This window comes from Ruminococcus sp. (assembly GCF_016283395.1).
The window spans coordinates 101,198-121,743 of sequence record NZ_JAEEMU010000039.1; the positions used below are offsets into that span (position 1 = coordinate 101,198).

Here is a 20,546-nt window from a genome sequence, read left to right on the forward strand (position 1 = left end):
TTTCAGGAGGTTTTTTATGAGTAAATGCTTTTTCACTTCGGAATCTGTTACAGAAGGACATCCCGATAAGATCTGTGACCAGATCTCGGACGCAGTGCTTGACGCTATACTTGAACAGGACAAGACAGGAAGAGTTGCCTGCGAGACTTGTGTTACAACAGGTATGATCCTTTGCATGGGCGAGATCACAACATCTGCTGATGTTGATATTCCTAAGATCGCTCGTCAGGTAGTATGTGATATCGGTTACGACAGAGCTAAGTACGGTTTTGACGGACACACCTGCGCAGTTCTTACATCTATTGATGAACAGTCACCTGATATTGCTATGGGTGTTAATGAAGCTTTTGAATACAGAGAAGAAAACAATGAGTCTGACGGACTTTCAAACGGTGCAGGAGACCAGGGTATCATGTTCGGTTACGCTTGTAACGAGACTCCTGAGCTTATGCCGCTTCCTATCTCACTTGCGCACAAGCTTTCACTGAAGCTTACTGAGGTACGTAAGAATGGTACACTTCGTTATCTCCGTCCTGACGGAAAGTCACAGGTAACTGTTGAATATGATAACGGCAAGCCTGTAAGAGTTGACGCTGTTGTAGTATCATCTCAGCATTCAGCTGACGTATCACTCAAGCAGCTCCGCAAGGATATCGAGGAGTATGTTATCAAGGCAGTTATCCCTGCTGAGCTTATGGACAAAAATACAAAGCTCTTCATCAATCCTACAGGACGTTTTGTAGTAGGCGGTCCTCAGGGTGACAGTGGTCTTACAGGCCGTAAGATCATCGTTGATACATACGGCGGATACTCACGTCACGGCGGCGGAGCATTCAGCGGTAAGGATCCGACAAAGGTTGACAGAAGTGCTGCTTACGCTTCAAGATATATCGCAAAGAATATCGTTGCAGCAGGACTTGCTGACAAGTGCGAGGTTCAGCTTTCATACGCTATCGGTGTTGCTACACCAATCTCTATCCTTGTTGATACATTCGGTACAGGCAAGGTAGACGAGGAGAAGCTCTCAGAAGCAGTTTCAAAGGTATTCGATCTTCGTCCTACAGCTATAATCAAGATGCTTGACCTCAGAAAGCCACAGTACAGACAGCTTGCTGCTTACGGTCATATGGGACGTGAGGATCTGGGCGTAGCTTGGGAAAAGACTGACAGAGTTGACGCACTCAAGGCTGCTCTTTCATAAGGAGTGATAATATGGCAGAGCTTGAAAATTATGCTGAACTTAAATTCACAAATGCAGTTCTGATAGATATTTTCAGCAGATATGCCAGCAATTCCGAAATGGCTGAGTTTGTAGCGTTGGACGGTTCGATCGACATGAAGTTCAAAATGATAAACGGAGTCATGGAAACGCCTAAATGCTGCGAGCAGGTTCTGAGTCTTATGTATGCACTTTTTGAATGTAATCCTCAGTCGACTATCGGACGTATATACTGCGATCATCAGGTGGATATACTTCGTGAGACTGTTTACAGGCTTTCAAAGGTCCTTGATGCATTCAGCGATATAAAGCTTATAATACATTCGACAACACCTGATAAGAATGATCCCGAGAAGAACGTTTCGACTCATACCGAGTTTACGCTTAAAAAGTCAAAAACTTCCGAGACAAAAGTTATAGAATCATAAATATTAAGTTTATAGTAAACCGCCTGTCATATGACAGGCGGTTTCTTTTCTCAACTCCGATATTTTTATATGTAGAATAGTTGTTAAAAAGCAACAAAAAATAGTAAAGATAATTCAAAAATGCATATATAATATGTTGACTTATGAAATTTTCGGTGATATAATTAAAATAGAGAAATTGTACATATTTTGTACGGAATTGGAGGAGTTTTATGAAAGCAAAAAAACTGCTCAGCGGTCTTACCTCTCTTGCTCTGTCACTTTCTGCATTTGCAGGACTTGGTGTTACAGACTCTTTCAGACCGACAGGAGCAAAGGCAGCTTCGAACTGGAAGTTTGATTTCGGCGGCAGCGGCGCGGCAAGCGGCTATACGGGAGTTTCCGCTACTGACGGCTATAATGCAGGCAGGGGTTACGGTTTCGCTCAGACAGGCAATGTTTCAAATGTATCCGCAGGAGGCAGCGGAGTTCTTGCAGACGCGGTAAAATTCAATAACTACGGTTCGGGAAATACATTCAATGTTGACCTTCCAAAGGGTTTGTATGAAGTTAAGGTGACTATAGGCAATGCACCTCGTACTACAATCAAGCTTGAGGGTATGGTCCAGATGATGAATCTGACAGGCAGAGGAGCGACCGAGACAGTGAAGCTCCCTGTAACCGACGGACAGCTCAATATACAGGCTGTCGAAGGTATGAGCGGCAGAGAGCAGTCTATCTCTGCGGTTGAGATTACTCAGATAAACACCACAGGCGAAATGCCGCCTATGGTATGGATATGCGGCGACTCTACCGTTGCCAATTACTATAACAGTGCTGATACCTCACAGCATGGCTGGGGACAGTTTTTCAACGGAAAGACCTTCGGCAGCAATTACGAAGTCCGCAATATGGCTACCAGCGGACAGTATGCAAAGGGATTCGTTGACGCAGGCCAGTTCGCTCCTATCGAGACCTACGGCAAGGCAGGAGATTACTACATAATCTCCATTGGTATCAATGATTCCAACTACTCCAACGAGACGGAGTACTACAATACAGTTACCGATATGACCAAACGCGCCAAGGCAAAGGGCATGGAAGTAATTCTTGTAAAGCAGCAGGGCAGACGCGGCGACTTGCAGCGCAGTCCGAGACTTACAGGACGCTGGTACGGCGGTTCGCTTGACAAGATAGGCAGCGAGCAGAACGTAAGAGTAGTTGACCTGTTCACCAAATGGCAGAACTTCGGCCTTTCGGTTGGCTATGACGGTATGGCGTCATACTACGCTATACAGGCAAACGGATCAAACGATGATCTGCACCAGAGCAAGAAAGGTGCTCAGAAGATAGCCGAGATAATGGCTGAGGAGTTAGGTGCTCCGCCGAGAGAGCCTATCCACCCGAAGTCTGATGTAAGCTATATGTTCAAGAACGTCAACAGCGGACTTTATATGGAAGTTGCTGACGGCAGCACAGCAAGCGGCGCAAATGTTCAGCAGTGGGGCGCAAGCTCGTCACAGCCACATAATACATGGAAGTGCGTGCAGGCTACAGGCGATTATTTCTACATAAAGCCAAGCAATGCGGATCTTTACCTCTATGTTGACAACGGAAGCCGTGATAACGGTGCAAATATGGTAGTTGCCGACAAGAACGGCTACAGTGACCAGTTCTTTAAGTTCCAGGACAACGGTGACGGCACAGTTACTATCCTCACAAGAGCTTCAAGAGATGCTTCTGCTGTTGAGGTAGGAAGTGCAGCTACAAATAACGGCGCAAATATCCAGCAGTGGGAAGTAAATGGTCATAACTGCCAGAAATGGGAAATGATAGAGGTGGCTGATGCAGTGGTTACAACTACCACAACAACATCAACTACTACCACAACTACTGTGACTACAACTACCGAGGAAGTAAAGCCTACTACAACATCTTTCAACTTCTCGAATATCCCCGATTTCTTCATAGAGTATGGCGATGCCAACTGCGACGGCACAGTCGATATGTCGGATATAGTTCTTATAATGCAGGCACTTGCAAACCCGAACAAGTACGATATAGGCGGTTCTGACAGCCATGCTATCACCAACTTCGGACGTCTGAATGCGGACGTTACAGGCAACGGTGACGGTATGACAGTCAACGATGCTATGTTTATACAGAGATGTCTGCTTGGACTTGATACTCTTCCCGAACCTATCAGTGTAGTAGTTGCTACAACCACAGCAGAACCAACTACTACGACCACAACAGCTGTTGCGACTACGACTACAACAGCACCTGTTCCCGTGAAGTATTTTGCAGTGGATCAGGTGTGGACAAACGGTGTTACCGAGACTGTCAACAGCGGCTATACAAGGTCGGACGGTTACGTAAATCTTGATAATACTACCGACAGCAATATCACATTCACAGTTAACGTTCCTCAGGACGGAAACTACATGACACATATACGCTTCGCAAACGGTTCCACAAGCGACCGCAAAATGAAGCTGTTTGTCAATAATAATATGGACAGCTGCTGGATGCAGTCCTTCCCCGGTACAGGTTCATGGACTGACTGGAATGAGTTCGGCATAGTTCTTCCACTCAAGGCAGGAAAGAACACTATCCTTTTTCAGTCTGCAATGTCAGAGGGCGGACCTAACCTTGACTACATAGAGCTTATCCTTACAGATGAGCCATATGCCGAGGTATATGATCCCTCACAGGAGCAGCAGAACACAGGCAGCGGTCAGCATACACTCTATATCGCAGGCGACTCAACTGTACAGAGCTACCGTGAGTCATATGCTCCGCAGCAAGGCTGGGGCTACTATATGCAGAGCTACTTCAACAGCGATATCACTGTTGCAAACCACTCCATAGCAGGAAGAAGCTCCAAGAAGTTCTATGATGAGGGCAGGTGGCAGACCATTGCCGACAGCCTTAAAACAGGCGATTTCGTTATGATACAGTTTGCTATCAATGATGCAGGTCAGTCAAATGCTGACAGATACGCTCCTACCTGCGGCAATGTTGATAATCCGTCATCGGGCTCATATGAGTGGTATATGACACAGTTCATCAAGTCCGCAAAGGACAAGGGAGCAACTCCAATACTTGTAACTACTACTATCGGCATGAAAGCTTACTCAAACGGCAGATTTGTCAACAGCTACACCAACTACAATGAGGCTTGCTACAATCTTGCAAAGAAGTACAGCATACCATGCATCGACCTCAATACTCTCATGGTGAACCATTACAACTCAGTTGGCTATGATACAGCCAAGAGCTATCACCTTATGGGCGCAGTTTCAGGTTCTACAGACGGTACTCACTTCTGTGAAAAGGGTGCAAATATCGTTGCAGGACTTGTTGCAGGCGAGATAAGAAAGCAGAACATAAGCGGACTTGCTTCATATCTGAAGTAAGAGCTAAGAGCTTAGAAGGGGCGGAATTATCCGCCCCTTTTGCTGTGCAAACAAAAGAAAGGGACGCCGACTGGCGTCCCTTTAATAATCACTAATCACTATGCACTTACAAGTTATCACTCGATAGTAACTTTCTTCATTACCTGTGGAGTTGTTGGCTTGTCGTTGTAGTCTGTAGCGCACTCTGCTATCTCGTCAACCACTTCCATGCCCTCGATGACCTTGCCGAATGCAGCATAGTTGCCGTCAAGGTGAGGAGCGTCCTCGTGCATGATGAAGAACTGTGAGCCTGCTGAGTTTGGCATCATTGAACGAGCCATTGAGAGTACACCTCTTGTGTGCTTGAGGTCGTTCTTAACGCCGTTTGCAGCAAATTCGCCCTTGATCTGCCAGCCGGGACCGCCTGTGCCTGTGCCGTTAGGACAGCCGCCCTGTATCATAAATCCCGGGATAACTCTGTGGAATGTGAGTCCGTCATAAAAGCCCTGTTTTACAAGCTTTTCAAAGTTTTCACATGAGATAGGAGCAATATCGGGATAAAGCTCTATTTTGATCTTCTTGCCGTTTTCCATTTCGATAACTACCATTGTTATTTCCTCCGTAAAAAAATTATCAGTCCATTTCGATAACGATCTTATCAGCAGGCTTGATATAGGTCGTAGCATTTTCAGCTTGCTCTCTGCCCTGATTATACTCATCGAGTATAGAAAGGGTAGTAGTCGGCATATTGGCTTCTTCGGGACTTGTTACAGGGATAGTTTCGACTACCTCGCCGAAAAGATTTGTAACAGTAACGTATTCTCTTGTGTCCTCTTCCTGCGCGGGCAGGGAAGTATCTGACTGGGCATATGAAGAGAACTGATCGAGCGTAGGAGTTATCACATTATCCTCTGTGATAAGATGCGGTTCTTTCGATGTTGTATTCTTTGCACGGCTTTCTTTATTGGCTTTGATTATGTCCTCTGTACAGGATTTGCCTGCGAGAACAACGAGTCCTGCTGCAATAAAAGCCAGAAATAAAGAGATTATCCTGTTTCTTTCCACATTTTCCTCCGTCCCTCAGCCTTAGCTGAAAAAAGTTTATATAATATTATAAACCAATATTGGCGTATTGTCAAGAGTTTCATGCCGTCGTGGTATGAAACTCAGGTTGGTTTAGAAAAACATTCAAAAAAGGCGGACGCTTTGAAACGTCCGTCTTTGATGCTATTCGAGAAGTCCCTTGATACCTTTTTCCGCAAAGGCTTCTTTGTAGTAAACGAGCTCCTCCTGTATGATATCGTCAATTACCTTCATGCCGAGAAGCTCCACAGGAGCTTTATCATCGGTGAGAATGTGTTTTCCTGCGTTGTAGCGCACAAGAGTGCCTTTTACGCTTGTCATGAGCCTGTGTAGCTCGGCGTTTTTCAGTGAGTCGATATTTTCGGCGAAGATATCGGTCATGCTGCCGTTATCGGAAGCAAAAAGCTCGCGGTTTGTAGAGCCTTCAACGTCAACAGTGTATACATTTCCGAATACGGAAGCAATTGTGTCCGAAAGCCAGTCGTTTATGCCGTCAGAGCTCTCCGAGCGCATATTCATATTTACCACCATTACACCGTTTTCGTTGAGGTGCTCCTTTACGAGCGTGAAAAACTCCCTTGACGACATCTGGAATGGGATAGTTATATCCTGATAAGCGTCCACCATGATGATATCGTACTTCTTGTCACAGCCCCCGAGAAAGGCTCTGCCGTCATAGGTGGTGACTTTGATATTTTCGGGCAGCTCGAAGTAGCTGTGAGCGAGATCTGTTATCTTGTCATCTATTTCTACACCCTCGGCGGTGATATTGCTGAAATAGGTGGAGCATTGCTTAGCGTAAGTGCCCGTGCCCATGCCGAGGATAAGCATATCCGCGTTATCGGGAGAAGTTGTCATAAGTGGAGCAGCCATAGCGTAATCGTAGTACATACCTGTCAGCTCGCCTGATTTCATGTATACGGACTGAACTCCGAAAAGCACATTTGTGGAAAGCTCGGTGCGCTCGGGGTAGTCCTTTACCTGCAGGTAGTTGTAGACGGATTCGCCCTCATAGGCAAGGTCCTTTTCCCAGAATGCAAAGCCCATTATAGGCGAAGTGAAGCAGCAGACGATGAAAAGTGCAGCCGCAATGCCTGTCTTTACAGCTCCGCGTTTTGAGCTTATGAAATATATGAGCCCTATGACGAGCATTATACCTGCGAATATAAGGAAAGTAACGGCAGTTCCCACCGCAGGTATGGAAATGAACGTGGGAACGAAAGTGCCGATGATAGAGCCGATAGTGTTTGCAGCACCGAGAGTACCAACAGTCTTGCCGCTGTCGTCCAGTGAGTCAACGGTGTATTTTACAAGTGAGGGAGTTACCGTACCAAGCAGGAACAGAGGATAGACGAATACCACCATACAGGTCAGGAAAGCCGCCCATATGAGGAAGTTGGTGTTTATCGTGATAACAAGCAGTCCTGCAATTCCTGCGATAGCAAGCTTGCCTATGAACGGCACAGCGGCTATCCATATTGAAGCGATAAGTATGCGTCCGTAGAGCTTATCGGGATTGGGGTTCTTGTCGGCACTTCTGCCGCCGTAGATATTTCCGAGAGCCATAGCTATCATTATTGTACCGATTATAATAGTCCAGACTATCTGCGATGAACTGAAATAAGGTGCAAGGAGTCTGCTTGCGCCAAGTTCTACAGCCATAACGGACATACCTGCAAAGAATTCAGTGATGTATAAGTACCATTTGTTTTTGAGTATTTTGGGAAGCGGCTTTTTTTCAGCCGATGTGCTGACCGATCTTTTTTTCATAAAATTCTCCTGTATTACATTCAAAATTACTGCGTTTATTAGTATAACACATTTTTGCTGATAAATCAATGTTTTGAGTTATGGTATGGTTTGTGCATAAAAACGGTGATGTACTGCATATGTTTTAGCAGGAGGAGATAATATGAATAACGGTAATCTCGATATGGAAAAATACAAGCAGGAGATGATGAAGCTCTACAGCAGGAGCACTTCTCCAAACGATACGGCAGAGGAGCTTCCGAAAGCTGCTTCCGAATACGATACACAGCCTGAGGAGATAAACGAGGTAGATGAAGATGCTCCCGATGATACAGCTTATGCTGAATATACCGAAGAGGACTTAAGCGGCGCAGAGGAGGATTACAACAGCCGCTTTCCCGAGCCTGAGCTTTCGGAGCTTGATACTGACTTCGGTACAGATACAAACAATGACAGTGAACCGCCGGAATATGATGCGGAGGAGCTTCTCGGCACTGAAAAGGGGTACATACAGGTAAATGTTCGTACAGGTGACGATACCTCGGCGGTCGCAGGAGCTATGGTAGCGGTTACTGCGGTAGTTGACGGCAAAAGGCTCGTTCTTGCTTCGGGAGTGACTGACGAGAGCGGCACTGCTCCGAAATTTACTCTGCCTGTACCCGACCTTGTACATTCGCAGGAGCCTTCCCCAGATGAAAGACCTTATAATCTCTTTGATGTGAGCGTGACGGCGGAGGGATTTTTCAGAGCAAGGAGTGTAGATGTTCCTGTATTTTCGGGTATAACCTCTGTTCAGAACTTCAACCTTATACCTGTTCCGCTTATGATGAACAGCTCCGACGAGACTATGACATATTACAATGCAGAGCCAAATTTCGGCAGCGGAAAGGAGTGAGTGATGCTTACAGGCACTCCGTTCATACCTGAGACTATCACTGTGCATCTTGGGACTCCCGATTCAGATGCTCCCGATGTTACAGTGGGATTTGCTTCATATATCAAGAATGTTGCGTCCAGCGAGATATATCCCACATGGCCCGAGAACGCCCTCAGAGCCAATATTTATGCAATAGTATCCTTTGCACTCAACAGGATATATACCGAGTGGTATCGTTCGAGAGGGTATGATTTCGACATAACAGCCACAACGCAGTATGACCAGAAGTTCATAAACGGCAGGGAGTATTTTGAGAATATCAGCTACCTTGTAGATGAGCTTTTCAACGATTATGTCAGGCGGCAGGGGAGCGTTGAGCCTCTGTTTACTGCGTTCTGCAACGGTACAACGACTACCTGTGAGGGGCTTTCACAGTGGGGGACTGTTGCGCTTGCCAACCGCGGACTCACGCCCTATGAGATACTGCAATACTACTACGGCGAGAATATCGACATAGTGAGAAATGCGCCCGTTCAGACTGCAATGCCATCATATCCAGATACAGAGCTGAGAAACGGTTCGTTCGGAAATGATGTGAAGTTCATACAGGTATGGCTCAACCGAATATCGCGGAGTTTCCCTGCGATACCGAAGATACCTGCTGCTGACGGAATATTCGATACAGCTACCGAGAACGCTGTCAGGAAGTTTCAACAGATATTCGGGCTCGAGGAAACCGGTACGGTCAATGCGGCTACATGGTACAGGATAAGCTACATTTATACCAGTGTAAAGCGGCTTGCGGAGCTTGATTCTGAGGGACTCAGATTTGATGAGATATCGCCGCAGTTCAAGGAAGAACTGAGCATTGGTATGCAGAGCATAGAGGTGAGTATGCTGCAATACTATCTTGCTGTAATAGGAGCGTATTACGAAGCTGTAATGCCTGTTGAGGTAACCGGCTATTTCGGCGAGCAGACTGAGCGTTCGGTAAAGTCTTTCCAGAGAGTTTTCGGACTTCCGCAGACGGGAGTAGTCGACAGAGCTACAAGGAACGACCTTTTCCGCGCCTATCAGGGCATAGTTGAAAGTGTACCGCCTCAGTATACATATGTTGCGCTTTATCCGAATACTGTACTCCGTGAGGGAGCAAGCGGCGAGTCGGTAAAGATAATACAGCAGTACCTCACATACATCAACAGGAGCTACCCGAATATCCCAGCGGTAAGTGATACAGGCTATTTCGGCCCCCTTACAAGGCAGTCCGTAACAGCTTTTCAGCGTCAGTTCGGCATAGAACCTTCGGGTATAGTGGGAGCTGTAACATGGGACAGTATAGCAGGAGTGTATTCAGACCTGCGCTACGGCTTCGACAAGCGTCCCTATCAGAACCCCGGCTACACTATCAAATAGCCCTTAGCCATTAGCCTTTAGCGTGTAGGGACGCGCATTACGCGTCCGAGAAATTAAGTATGGGCGGCTAATATCCGCCCGTGTATGTATGACAAAAAACTCCCCTCACGGGGAGGGGAGTTTTTTTATACTATTCTATCTTCACCATTAATCAGGAAATAACCCCATTTTTTTATTGGAAGAACTTCAATTTTATTTGCGCCTTTTACATAATTTTTAGCATCTTGACTTAAAAATGCGGCTTTTTCTTTATTGCATATAAAATCATCAAATTCTAATACAGTATAGCGTTTGTGACTTGATTTATAGCATATACATTTTCCGCATTTTTTACAATAATAATTTTTACCCACTATTTCAGCAGTTGCTCCTAAATCGTCGGGCTGAATAACCACATTAAATTTAGCATTATTTATGTTATGTTCTTTACCGCATGATGCCCCTGGATTTGCCTGAGCTTTTGTCAGCTGTTTTTCCCAGTGGTTTCCACAGCAAGTACAAATAAGTACTTCTGATAATACACCGTTTCTTGATACAAAGGTACTATGTTTTACTTTATCTCTTCCATGTCTTCCTGCATTGCAAATTGTAAACTCACCTGGTTTTGACTTAAATACACGAGGTTTATATACCCATCTTGTATACTTTTCACCCTTAGCAGAGATTCTAACAAAGTTATTTTTTTCCTCATAGACTTTAACGATTTTATACCTGTATAAAGCGTCCGAACCAAGAAGCTTGTTATCAATTATATTTTTATCATTGTCCTTGTTAGGGGTGCTTCTTGTGTTATATTTTTTTCCTTCTGTAATGTAGCCTTCATACATTACCTTTTCAGCTGCGTTTGCTTCGATTGAGCTGACAAGTTTGAAGTCAGGCTGAGGAGATGCTGTTGATGATGCTGTTACACCTGTAAAGAGTGCAAAAGCTGCGAGAGTGGTACAGAGTACCTTTTTAATTGTTTTTTTCATGTTTTTTCTTCCTTTCAATATAGAAAAATTTTTTATACGGTGTTTCCCGTATTTATCTTACAGTTGTTATTCTACACGCTTTTCAGTGAATCAACAACGAAATAAGAGTGAAAGGAGAAAAAATGAGAGTTAACGAAATATAGCTAAAAAACTACTTATTATAATACAAAAGGAGCTGATATTATGCCATATACCGATGAACAAAAAAAGGAGCATATCCGCGAATTACAGGGCTATCTTTACGGCATATCCCTTTTTGACAAACGCATACCGCAAATACTTCCCGACGGAGTTTACAACAGTGAGACTGCAAAGGCTGTGGAGGTATTTCAGCGTGCCTACGGGCTTCCCGTTACAGGCGAGACAGATGCCGCTACATGGAATAAAATAGTATCTGTCTACAGGGAATATCTTGACGGCGAACCCGAACCATACAGTGCTTTCCCGTCAAGGATATACAGTGCAGCTTTAGGTGACAGCGGAGAGCTTATCTACATAATACAGGCAATGCTCTGGAAAGCCGCGGCGTGGTATGATAATATGCCGAAGGTAAGCGTGAGCGGTGAATATGACATTGCGACAGAAAAGGCAGTAAAAAGCTTTCAGAAATGCTGCGGACTTGCGGAAAGCGGCTGTGTTGACTGTATAACGTGGAATATGCTGGTGCGGTTCCTTACTGTCAGGTAAAGTGCCTTTTACTCTTGATTTTGTTAGTTTTACTCCTCTTGTGTTGTGAGAAAGCTGTATAGCGTGTAACATAGAGCCTGTAAATTGAATACGTCATAAACGTGTTCAAAAAAAGAATTTCAAAATCGAAAGGAAAATTAAAAATGAATAACATCGTAAAAAGAATTTCAGCATTCGCAATGGCATTAACTCTTATCGGAGCAGGTTCAGCTATCGTAAACAATGTTTCATCACAATTTGGCGGCACTGCTATCATAGCAAGCGCAGCAAGTTATGCTAAGAACTATGCCGACCATATCACACCATTGGAAAGCGATTGCTTAAAGAAGGGCAGCAGCGGAGATAAGGTAAAGTGGCTCCAGTGTGCAATAAACAAGACAGGTATCGCAAAGCTTGACGTTGACGGAGATTTCGGTACAAATACAGAAAAGGCTGTCAAGGCATTCCAGCAGAAGTATAAGCTTACAACTGACGGAAAGTTCGGAAAGAATTCCCTTAAAAAGATGAAGTCCGTTCTGGGCATCAGTTCAACAAAGCCTTCAGGTGTAACACAGAGCAATTATATCCTTCTTTGCAATGCTGTAGCACATGAAGCAGGAAGCAACTGGATCACAATGAATGAAAAGGCACTTGTTGTTGAGGTCATCATGAATCGTGTGGCATCAAATAAATTCCCGAATACAATATATAAGGTACTCGCACAGAAAAATCAGTTCTCAGGTGCATCATCTTACATAAATCTTGGCAAGTTCTCAAGTCAGGTAACTGTAGGTGTTAAGGAAGCTGTAACATACTACTTCAATAACAAGAGCAGCTTTAAGCACGGATATCTTTATTTCTGGGGCGACGGCCAGCATAATCATTTTTCATAATTAATAATACTGAATAAAATATAAAAGATCCCCTTTATCAAGGGGATCTTTTTATGCCTGTTAAGATTTGACTTTACAATGTAAATGTGATATAATAATTTAAATGTTGTCTGTCATCGGACAGGCGGAAATTTTACAAAGGATTGATACTATGGATTATAAAGCACTTGCAGACTATCTTTTCCCCGATGTTAAGGATACTCCCGAGGATATCGAGGCTCGTTTTCCAGAGAGACAGCTTCCCGAGGGAGCTAATGTTACACGTATAGGACCAAGTCCTACGGGATTTGTACACCTCGGAAACCTTTACAATGCTATCATCGGTGAGCGTATCTCTCACCAGTCAAACGGCGTGTTCTTCCTTAGAATAGAGGATACCGACAACAAGCGTGAGGTCGAAGGAGCTGTTGAGACAGTCATCAACGCTATGGACTACTTCGGTGTTCACTTTGATGAGGGTGCTACAGCAGAGGGTGACAACGGAAAATACGGTCCTTATCGTCAGAGACAGCGTAAGGAGATATATCACGTATTTGCAAAGCTCCTCACCGAAAGAGGACTTGCTTATCCATGCTTTATGACAGCAGAGGAGATAGAAGCAGTTCGCGAGCAGCAGACTGCAAATAAGGAAAATCCCGGAGTTTACGGTAAGTATGCAAAGTGCCGTGATCTTAGTCTTGATGAGATAAAGGCAAATATAGAAGCAGGCAAGGAGTGGGTGCTCCGTTTCAGAGGTCAGGAAACAGGCGAAACTATCGCTGTTGAGGACGCTATCCGCGGAAAGCTGGAAATGCCGAGAAACAATATGGATTTCGTTCTTCTCAAGAGCGACGGTATCCCGACTTATCATTTTGCCCATGTTATTGACGATCACTTCATGCGTTCGACTCATGTAGTACGCGGTGAGGAGTGGATATCATCACTTCCTATGCATGTTGAGCTTTTCAACACACTTGGCTGGAAGCAGCCTAAATACTGCCACACTGCAACTCTTATGAAGATAGACGAGGAAACAGGCGGCAAACGTAAGCTCTCAAAGCGTAAAGATCCTGAGCTTGCACTTTCATACTATCAGCAGGAGGGTATCAGCAAGGACGCTATATGGGAGTTCCTGCTTACTCTGCTCAACTCCAACTATGAGGAGTGGCGCATTGCAAATCCTGAGACCGATTATCACGAATTTCCGTATACACTGGAGAAGATGTCCGTATCAGGCGCACTTGTTGATCTTGACAAGCTTCGTGATATTTCCAAAAATGTTATCTGCCGTATGCCGGCACAGCAGGTCTATGACGGCTGGCTTGAATGGTGCAATGAGTACGACAAGGACTTCGCAGACCTTATCAATAAATATCCCGAGAGAACTCTTGCTGCTCTCAATGTAGGCAGAGGCGGTGCAAAGCCAAGAAGAGATATTGAAACATGGAAGCAGGCTTGCGACTTCATGAGCTTCTACTATGACGAGAAGTTCACAGTGTCAGACCCTATGCCTGAGGAGTGTGATGAAGCTACAGTCAAGGAGTTCTTCGGCAAGTACCTTGCAACATACGACCATAGCGACGACAGTGCTGTATGGTTCGATAAGGTAAAGGCTATCACAGAGGAAATGGGCTTTGCTGTAAAGCCAAAGGACTACAAGAAAAATCCCGACCAGTTCAAAGGAAGTATCGTTCATATCACAAATATGCTCCGTATAGCTCTCACAGGACACGCAAATGCTCCTGATATCTGGGAAGTGAGCCACGTTCTGGGCGAGGAGATAACACGCAAAAGGCTGGAAGCCTTTGCTTAATGCATAATTCATAATGCATAATGCATAATTAATGGTCGCTTGAAACTATTCAGATTCGTCCGCGATAGCGGACACCACAATTATGAATTCTTAATTATGAATTATATCAAAGAGGTAATGAAAATGTCAGACAATAAAGAAAAAAAGAATTTTGAGATACCCCGTCCTGTGTTCCCGAAAAGGGCGGTAGTCACAGGCGGTATGCCCTACGGCAATAAAGAGCTCCACTTCGGTCACGTTGGCGGTATGCTGGTATTTGCGGATACCTATGCACGCTTCCTGCGAGACCGCATAGGCAAGGAGAACGTTATCTTCGTCAGCGGTACGGACTGCTATGGTTCACCTATCGCAGAGGGCTGGCGTGTAAAGGTCAAGAACGGCGAGTTCGAGGGCTCTCTCGAAGATTTCGTTCAGAGAAATCATAACAAGCAGAAGGACACACTTGCTGCTTACGGTATAGCTCCGAATCTCTTCGCAGCATCAGGTCTCGGACGTTCAAAGGAGATACACGCTTCAGTTACCGACCGCTTTATCAGCTCGCTCCACAAAAAGGGACAGCTGAACCAGATCACGACTATGCAGTTCTTTGACGAGAAAGCAGGCGTGTTCCTCAACGGCAGACAGGTCATCGGTAAATGTCCTGTAGACGGCTGTACTTCCGAAAAGGGCTACGCAGACGAGTGTGATATGGGACATCAGTATATGCCTGAGAACCTCATAAACCCTGTCAGCACACTTACAGGTGAAACACCTACAATGAAGCCTGTTACTAACTGGTACTTCAAGCTCCGCGACTACGAGCAGCTCATGAAGGACTGGGTAGAGGAGCTTAAAAAGCGCAAGGATATCCGTCCTGTTGTATGGAAAACTATTGACGAGTTCTTAAAGAACCCTGTTATTTACATAAAGCGTGAATTCGAGGAAAAGTATATGAGCATCAAGGATAAGATGCCTGAGCACAACTACCTCGAAGAGCCTAAGAAGCCTTCATTCACTATCGAGTTCACAAAGCTTTCCGATTGTGATGAAGCCTGCCGCATACTCACTGAGAACGGTATACGCTACAGAACAGGTAAGACACTGGTTCCTTTCCGTCTTACAGGTAATATCGAGTGGGGCGTTCCTGCACCTGTTATGGACGGTGTTGAGGGACTTACTGTATGGGTATGGCCTGAGTCTCTCTGGGCTCCTATCTCATTTACCGAGACTTATCTGGAGTCTATCGGTCACGACAAGGAAGAATGGCGCGATTACTGGTGCAGCAAGGATTCTACCGTGTACCAGTTCATCGGTCAGGATAATATTTACTTCTATGGTATCGCAGAGCCTGCAATGTGGATGGCACAGCAGGAGAGTGAGAACAAGACAGCTTCGCCTGCTGACGGAGAGTTACAGCTTCCTGTTATCGTGGCTAATCATCATATCCTCTTCCTTGACAAGAAGGCTTCGAGCTCGGGTGCAGTAAAGCCGCCTATGGCTGACGACCTGCTCAACCACTATACTCCTGAGCAGCTTCGTATGCACTGGCTGGGACTTGGTCTTGGACAGCGTTCCGTAAGCTTCATGCCAAAGCCATACAATCCCGATGCAAAGCCCGAGGACGCAGATCCTGTAGTAAAGGACGGACTGCTCCTTTCAAACGTATACAACCGTATGATACGTACTGCTTTCTATACAGCTCAGAAGGAGCTTGACGGCGTTATGCCGAATAATGCTCCCGAGGAGAAATTCCTTGCAGATGCAAAGAAGGCTGTACTTGATTACGAGAGACATATGTCTAAATTCGCATTCCACCAGTGTACATACGTACTCGACAGCTATATCAGAAACGGCAGCAAGTACATGGCAAAGGCACTTAACGGCGAGTATCCTGACAAGGAAGCTCTCAAGCAGGCACTTGCGAACCTGTTCTACATGATACGTATTGCAGGTGTGCTTCTTCACCCAATGGCTCCGTTCGGAACTGAGAAACTCCGCGAGTATCTGGAAGTTGACGAGCGTATCTGGTCATGGGATACTATATTCGAACCACTGACATACTTCACAGGCAATGACCATAAGCTGAAATTCCTGCCTCCGAGAACGGACTTCTTCACACGTCATGAAAGCCAGTTTGCAGCATCAGAAGAATAAAAATGAATGAGACGGCGATTTAGCTGCACCATTTACTGATACAGTCTGAATACAGGAGAATGATGCTATGAAAATGAAAACAAAGATAGTTATTTTGTCAGTTTTATTCATTATTCTTCTTGTTTTGCTTGTTCCTGTACCTTCGGAAGTTTATAAGGATGGGGGAACACGAACATATACGGCTCTTACTTATAAGATCGTAAAGTGGCGAGTTCTTGTTGATGCTAATTATAAATATGAAAATACATCTGTTTTCTGGTTCCCTGACAATTTCAAGACATACGCAGAATTATGGGAGATTGAAATGCAGAATAAAGCGTAAGACAGTAGGGGCGGATATTATCCGCCCCGTTTTTTAATATATTATTGGGAGTATATAAAATATTTGTTATAAGTCATTAAGTATAACTTCAAAAGTATATTGCAGTTAGTAAAATGGAAAATAAATATTACTGTGTGCAAAAAGTTCTTGCCTTTTGCACAGAAGTATAGTATAATTATAATGTTATTGTAATTATGACATAAGGAGCGTATGAGATGGTTTATAATAATGTTCTGGAAGCTATGGGACATACTCCTATGATAAAGCTGAACCGAATGAACAAGAAGGGAAACGCAGACGTTCTCGTTAAGTTTGAGGGACTGAACGTAGGCGGCTCTATAAAAACACGTACAGCGTACAATATGATACGCCATGCCGAAAGAGAAGGCAAGATAAATGAGAATACCATAATAGTTGAGCCGACAAGCGGTAATCAGGGCATTGGTCTTGCTCTGGTGGGAGCTGTAAAGGGCTATAAGACCGTGATAATAATGCCTGATTCCGTAAGTGAGGAGCGCAGAAAGCTCGTTAAACACTACGGTGCAGAGGTGATCCTTATCCACGATGACGGCGATATCGGCAAGTGCATACAGGGATGCCTTGATACTGCCCTGAAAATGGCTGCGGAAGATGAGAATGTATTTGTTCCTCAGCAGTTCACAAACGTTAATAATATCGGAGCACATAAGTTCCACACAGCACTTGAGATACTTGAGCAGACAGCAGTGAAGATAGACGGCTTCTGCTCGGGAATTGGCACAGGCGGTACTATCACAGGTATCGGTGAAGCACTGAAAGCTCAGTATCCCGACATGGTAATATGGGCAGTCGAGCCTGAAAATGCAGCTATCCTTGCAGGCGGAAATATCGGCACACATCTGCAAATGGGCATTGGCGACGGAATAATCCCTGATATCCTTAATCAGAGCATTTATGATGATATATATATCGTTACCGATGAGGAAGCTATACAGACCGCAAAGGACCTCGCTTCAAAAGAGGGAATATTGTGCGGTATATCAAGCGGTACTAACGTTGCGGCAGCTCTGAAGCTTGCCGAGAAGCTGGGGGAGGGAAAGACTGTTGTAACTATACTTCCTGATACAGCTGAAAGATATTTCTCGACTCCGCTTTTTGAGGACTGATATAAACGCCGTAAGGCGATAATATAAGGAGGTATATTTAAAATGAGCAAGATCTACGATTTTTTAACAGAAGCAGGAATGTTCTTCATCGCAACAAATGACGGAGCACAGCCTAAGCTTAGACCGTTCGGTTCACACATTGAAATGGACGGCAAGGTAATGTTTGCAGTCGGTGACTTCAAGGCTGTTTACAGACAGATGCTCGCAAACCCTCTCTGCGAGATAGTTGCCTGCAAGCCTGACGGAGTATGGCTCCGCTACACAGGAAAGATCGTTTTTGACGATGACCCGAAGTACACTGAGGCAATGTATGCAACAAGTCCGCTTCTCAAGCAGATCTACAACGAGCAGACAGGCTTCAAGATGAAGATATTCCACCTTGAAGATGCAACAGCATTTATCATGCCTCCTGTTGGAGAGCCTGAGCGTATACTCTGATAATTAAAAAAAATGACCCGAAAGAAGCCGTTATGACTCCTTTCGGGACTTTTTATACCTTGTTATATGCAAGCCACAGCTGTTCTGTGCGCTTTTTTCTTTTTCGCAGGTGGAACAGACCCACTGCCATGACCATTGTTAGCAGCTCCGATATTGGCACAGCCAGCCATACAAGCCCTATGCTTTGCAGGAAATAGGCTATAAATGCCGCAGGGATAACGAGGAAAGTTCCTCTCAGCAGCGATATGAACTGAGCACTGTGGGGCATCTCATCTGACATGAAGAACACCGACATTATGGTATTGATCCCCATGAACGGCATGAACAGGAAGTATATCCTGAGTCCGTTTTCTGCGATTTCCTGCATTTTGCTGTCGCCGCCGCTGTTGAACAGACTCACGATATTCGATGTCTGGGTATATATCAGCACGTATGACAAAGCAGCTAATGCAATTGCTGTCCTTATGGATAACCGCAGAGTATATTTTATCGCGGTATTGTCCTTTCTGCCGTGATATCGGCACAGAAGCGGCTGTATACCGCTGGAAAGTCCAACAAATATAGCTGTAAAGACGATACCGATATTGGCTATGACACCGTATGCGGCAATACCTGTATTGCCCATAAGTCGGTATATCACGAAATTGAATATCATAAGCACCAAGCCGCCTGATATCTCCGTGAAAAACGAATGAAGCCCCAGTGAGGCTATCTCCTTGATAATGCTCCACGAAGGACGCATCATTCTAAGACTGAAAGCATTCCAGCCCGTTATTATGTGGATACTCATTATGCTCATGCTTACGAAAGGCGATATGCACGTTGCAAGTGCAGCACCTCTCATGCCCATACCGAGCTTGAAGATGAACACATAATCGAGTATTATATTGGCAAGGCTACCACTCAGCATTCCCAGCATAGCAAGCCGCGGTGCGCAGTCATTGCGCATAAAGCAAGCCATGATATTGTTCATAAGGAAAGCAGGAGAGAATAGTAATATGGTCTTTAAGTAATCGTGTGAAAGTCTGAAAATAACTGTGTCTGCTCCGAGTAAATGTGTAAATTGTTCTGAGAAGAAAATGCCTGTTATCTCAAAAACTGCGCTTACAGCCAGCATGGATATGAATGTATTGGTAAATATCCTGTCTGTTTCGATGCGTTCAGTTCTGCAATAAAGCATAGAGAATTTGCTTCCGCCGCCCATACCGAGCATAAGTCCGAAACCGTTAAGAAAGTTAAATACCGGCAGAGCAAGATTTAATGCGGCAAGTCCTTCTGCCCCCATCCCCTTGGAAATAAAAAACGTATCAATAAGAATATATATTGATACACCGATAGAGCTGATAACATTCGCCAATATGTACCTGATAAGATCATTACGTATTGGTTTAATGTTCATTATTTAAATGTTTACCCCCCATTTAAACCTTTTGTCATGTGAATAATATAATTCACGCTTATTTTATTATATCACAAAATAGCTGAAAATAATAGCCTTTTGCATTAATTTTGGATAAATGATGAAATCACAATAGAGATATATGCTTTTTATATTGTAAAATCACCAAATCATAGCACGTAATATAAGTTTGTGTACAACGAAAAAAGAGCGTCCCATAATGGAACGCTCTTTATTTACTTCTTCATGATCAAGCTCTCTCGACCTTACCAGAACGTAAGCATCTTGAGCAAGCGTAGATATGACAAGGAGTACCCTTGACGATAGCCTTAACACGCTTTACGTTAGGCTTCCATGTTCTGTTTGAACGTCTGTGTGAGTGGGAAACCTTGATACCAAAGGTTACGCCCTTTCCGCAGATATCACATTTTGCCATTAGGTTGCACCTCCTTAACTAACCTGTAAAAATACAACATGATTATTTTATCACATTCTGAGAAAAAAAGCAAGTGTTTTTTAAAAAAAAACAAAAAAATTTTTTTAGCACCTGTAAAATCTCTTTTTTTACTTGAAATATATGCCGCTATGTTGTATAATATATATTGTATAACTATTGGCTGAGTATTTTTGCTCGGCAAAAG

At 44.4% G+C, this 20,546-nt stretch carries 18 protein-coding genes; 12 read left to right on the forward strand and 6 right to left on the reverse strand.

What is annotated here, in order from left to right; genetic code table 11:
- The first annotated feature begins 16 nt into the window (after positions 1–16).
- The 3 genes from metK (at position 17) to QZZ41_RS08015 (ending at position 5,045) form a co-directional block, all read left to right on the forward strand.
- On the forward strand, positions 17–1,201 hold the full coding sequence (gene metK / locus QZZ41_RS08005) for a methionine adenosyltransferase (protein ID WP_295070173.1): 1,185 nt from the start codon (positions 17–19) through the stop codon (positions 1,199–1,201).
- Between the two features lie 11 nt (positions 1,202–1,212).
- Positions 1,213–1,647, forward strand: a complete 435-nt coding sequence (locus QZZ41_RS08010) for a hypothetical protein (RefSeq protein ID WP_295070176.1) — start codon at positions 1,213–1,215, stop codon at positions 1,645–1,647.
- A 212-nt stretch (positions 1,648–1,859) separates the two neighbouring features.
- Positions 1,860–5,045, forward strand: coding sequence for a GDSL-type esterase/lipase family protein (locus tag QZZ41_RS08015; protein WP_295070179.1), 3,186 nt, complete (start codon positions 1,860–1,862; stop codon positions 5,043–5,045).
- A 116-nt stretch (positions 5,046–5,161) separates the two neighbouring features.
- Here the strand turns inward: QZZ41_RS08015 and QZZ41_RS08020 are convergent, their stop codons facing one another.
- From QZZ41_RS08020 to QZZ41_RS08030, 3 genes are all read right to left on the reverse strand, one after another.
- On the reverse strand, positions 5,162–5,632 hold the full coding sequence (locus QZZ41_RS08020; RefSeq protein ID WP_072949511.1) for a peptidylprolyl isomerase: 471 nt from the start codon (positions 5,630–5,632) through the stop codon (positions 5,162–5,164).
- 25 nt (positions 5,633–5,657) lie between these two features.
- Entirely contained in the window at positions 5,658–6,089 is a 432-nt protein-coding gene (locus QZZ41_RS08025) for a hypothetical protein (RefSeq protein ID WP_295070184.1), read from the reverse strand.
- A gap of 162 nt (positions 6,090–6,251) precedes the next feature.
- Positions 6,252–7,877 (reverse strand): spermidine synthase, encoded by a 1,626-nt coding sequence (locus QZZ41_RS08030; protein WP_295070187.1) that lies wholly within the window; start codon positions 7,875–7,877, stop codon positions 6,252–6,254.
- A gap of 142 nt (positions 7,878–8,019) precedes the next feature.
- On the opposite strand from QZZ41_RS08030, the gene QZZ41_RS08035 reads away from it, so the two are divergent.
- Complete coding sequence (locus QZZ41_RS08035; protein WP_295070190.1) at positions 8,020–8,751, forward strand: carboxypeptidase regulatory-like domain-containing protein; 732 nt, start codon at positions 8,020–8,022, stop codon at positions 8,749–8,751.
- Between the two features lie 3 nt (positions 8,752–8,754).
- Positions 8,755–10,146, forward strand: a complete 1,392-nt coding sequence (locus QZZ41_RS08040; protein ID WP_295070193.1) for a peptidoglycan-binding protein — start codon at positions 8,755–8,757, stop codon at positions 10,144–10,146.
- Positions 10,147–10,271: 125 nt separating this feature from the next.
- On the opposite strand, the gene QZZ41_RS08045 is transcribed toward QZZ41_RS08040, so the two are convergent.
- A complete protein-coding gene (locus tag QZZ41_RS08045) occupies positions 10,272–11,117 on the reverse strand; it encodes a hypothetical protein (protein ID WP_295070196.1) in 846 nt (281 codons plus the stop codon).
- Between the two features lie 183 nt (positions 11,118–11,300).
- On the opposite strand from QZZ41_RS08045, the gene QZZ41_RS08050 reads away from it, so the two are divergent.
- The 7 genes from QZZ41_RS08050 (at position 11,301) to QZZ41_RS08080 (ending at position 18,506) form a co-directional block, all read left to right on the forward strand.
- Positions 11,301–11,804 (forward strand): peptidoglycan-binding protein, encoded by a 504-nt coding sequence (locus QZZ41_RS08050; protein WP_295070198.1) that lies wholly within the window; start codon positions 11,301–11,303, stop codon positions 11,802–11,804.
- A gap of 143 nt (positions 11,805–11,947) precedes the next feature.
- The gene (locus tag QZZ41_RS08055) at positions 11,948–12,676 is read left to right on the forward strand and encodes a peptidoglycan-binding protein (RefSeq protein ID WP_295070201.1); all 729 of its coding nucleotides are present in this window, start codon (positions 11,948–11,950) and stop codon (positions 12,674–12,676) included.
- Positions 12,677–12,827: 151 nt separating this feature from the next.
- A complete protein-coding gene (locus QZZ41_RS08060) occupies positions 12,828–14,468 on the forward strand; it encodes a glutamate--tRNA ligase family protein (protein ID WP_295070204.1) in 1,641 nt (546 codons plus the stop codon).
- Between the two features lie 123 nt (positions 14,469–14,591).
- On the forward strand, positions 14,592–16,601 hold the full coding sequence (locus tag QZZ41_RS08065; protein WP_295070207.1) for a class I tRNA ligase family protein: 2,010 nt from the start codon (positions 14,592–14,594) through the stop codon (positions 16,599–16,601).
- A gap of 67 nt (positions 16,602–16,668) precedes the next feature.
- A complete protein-coding gene (locus tag QZZ41_RS08070; RefSeq protein WP_295070210.1) occupies positions 16,669–16,923 on the forward strand; it encodes a hypothetical protein in 255 nt (84 codons plus the stop codon).
- Between the two features lie 215 nt (positions 16,924–17,138).
- Complete coding sequence (gene cysK, locus QZZ41_RS08075) at positions 17,139–18,068, forward strand: cysteine synthase A (RefSeq protein WP_295070213.1); 930 nt, start codon at positions 17,139–17,141, stop codon at positions 18,066–18,068.
- A gap of 42 nt (positions 18,069–18,110) precedes the next feature.
- Positions 18,111–18,506 (forward strand): pyridoxamine 5'-phosphate oxidase family protein, encoded by a 396-nt coding sequence (locus QZZ41_RS08080; protein ID WP_074714155.1) that lies wholly within the window; start codon positions 18,111–18,113, stop codon positions 18,504–18,506.
- 52 nt (positions 18,507–18,558) lie between these two features.
- On the opposite strand, the gene QZZ41_RS08085 is transcribed toward QZZ41_RS08080, so the two are convergent.
- Together QZZ41_RS08085 and rpmB are read right to left on the reverse strand one after the other, a co-directional pair.
- On the reverse strand, positions 18,559–19,905 hold the full coding sequence (locus QZZ41_RS08085; RefSeq protein WP_295070218.1) for an MATE family efflux transporter: 1,347 nt from the start codon (positions 19,903–19,905) through the stop codon (positions 18,559–18,561).
- Positions 19,906–20,155: 250 nt separating this feature from the next.
- Positions 20,156–20,341: a 50S ribosomal protein L28 gene (rpmB, locus tag QZZ41_RS08090; protein ID WP_019678047.1), complete on the reverse strand. Its 186-nt coding sequence runs from the start codon at positions 20,339–20,341 to the stop codon at positions 20,156–20,158.
- Positions 20,342–20,546: the final 205 nt, after the last annotated feature.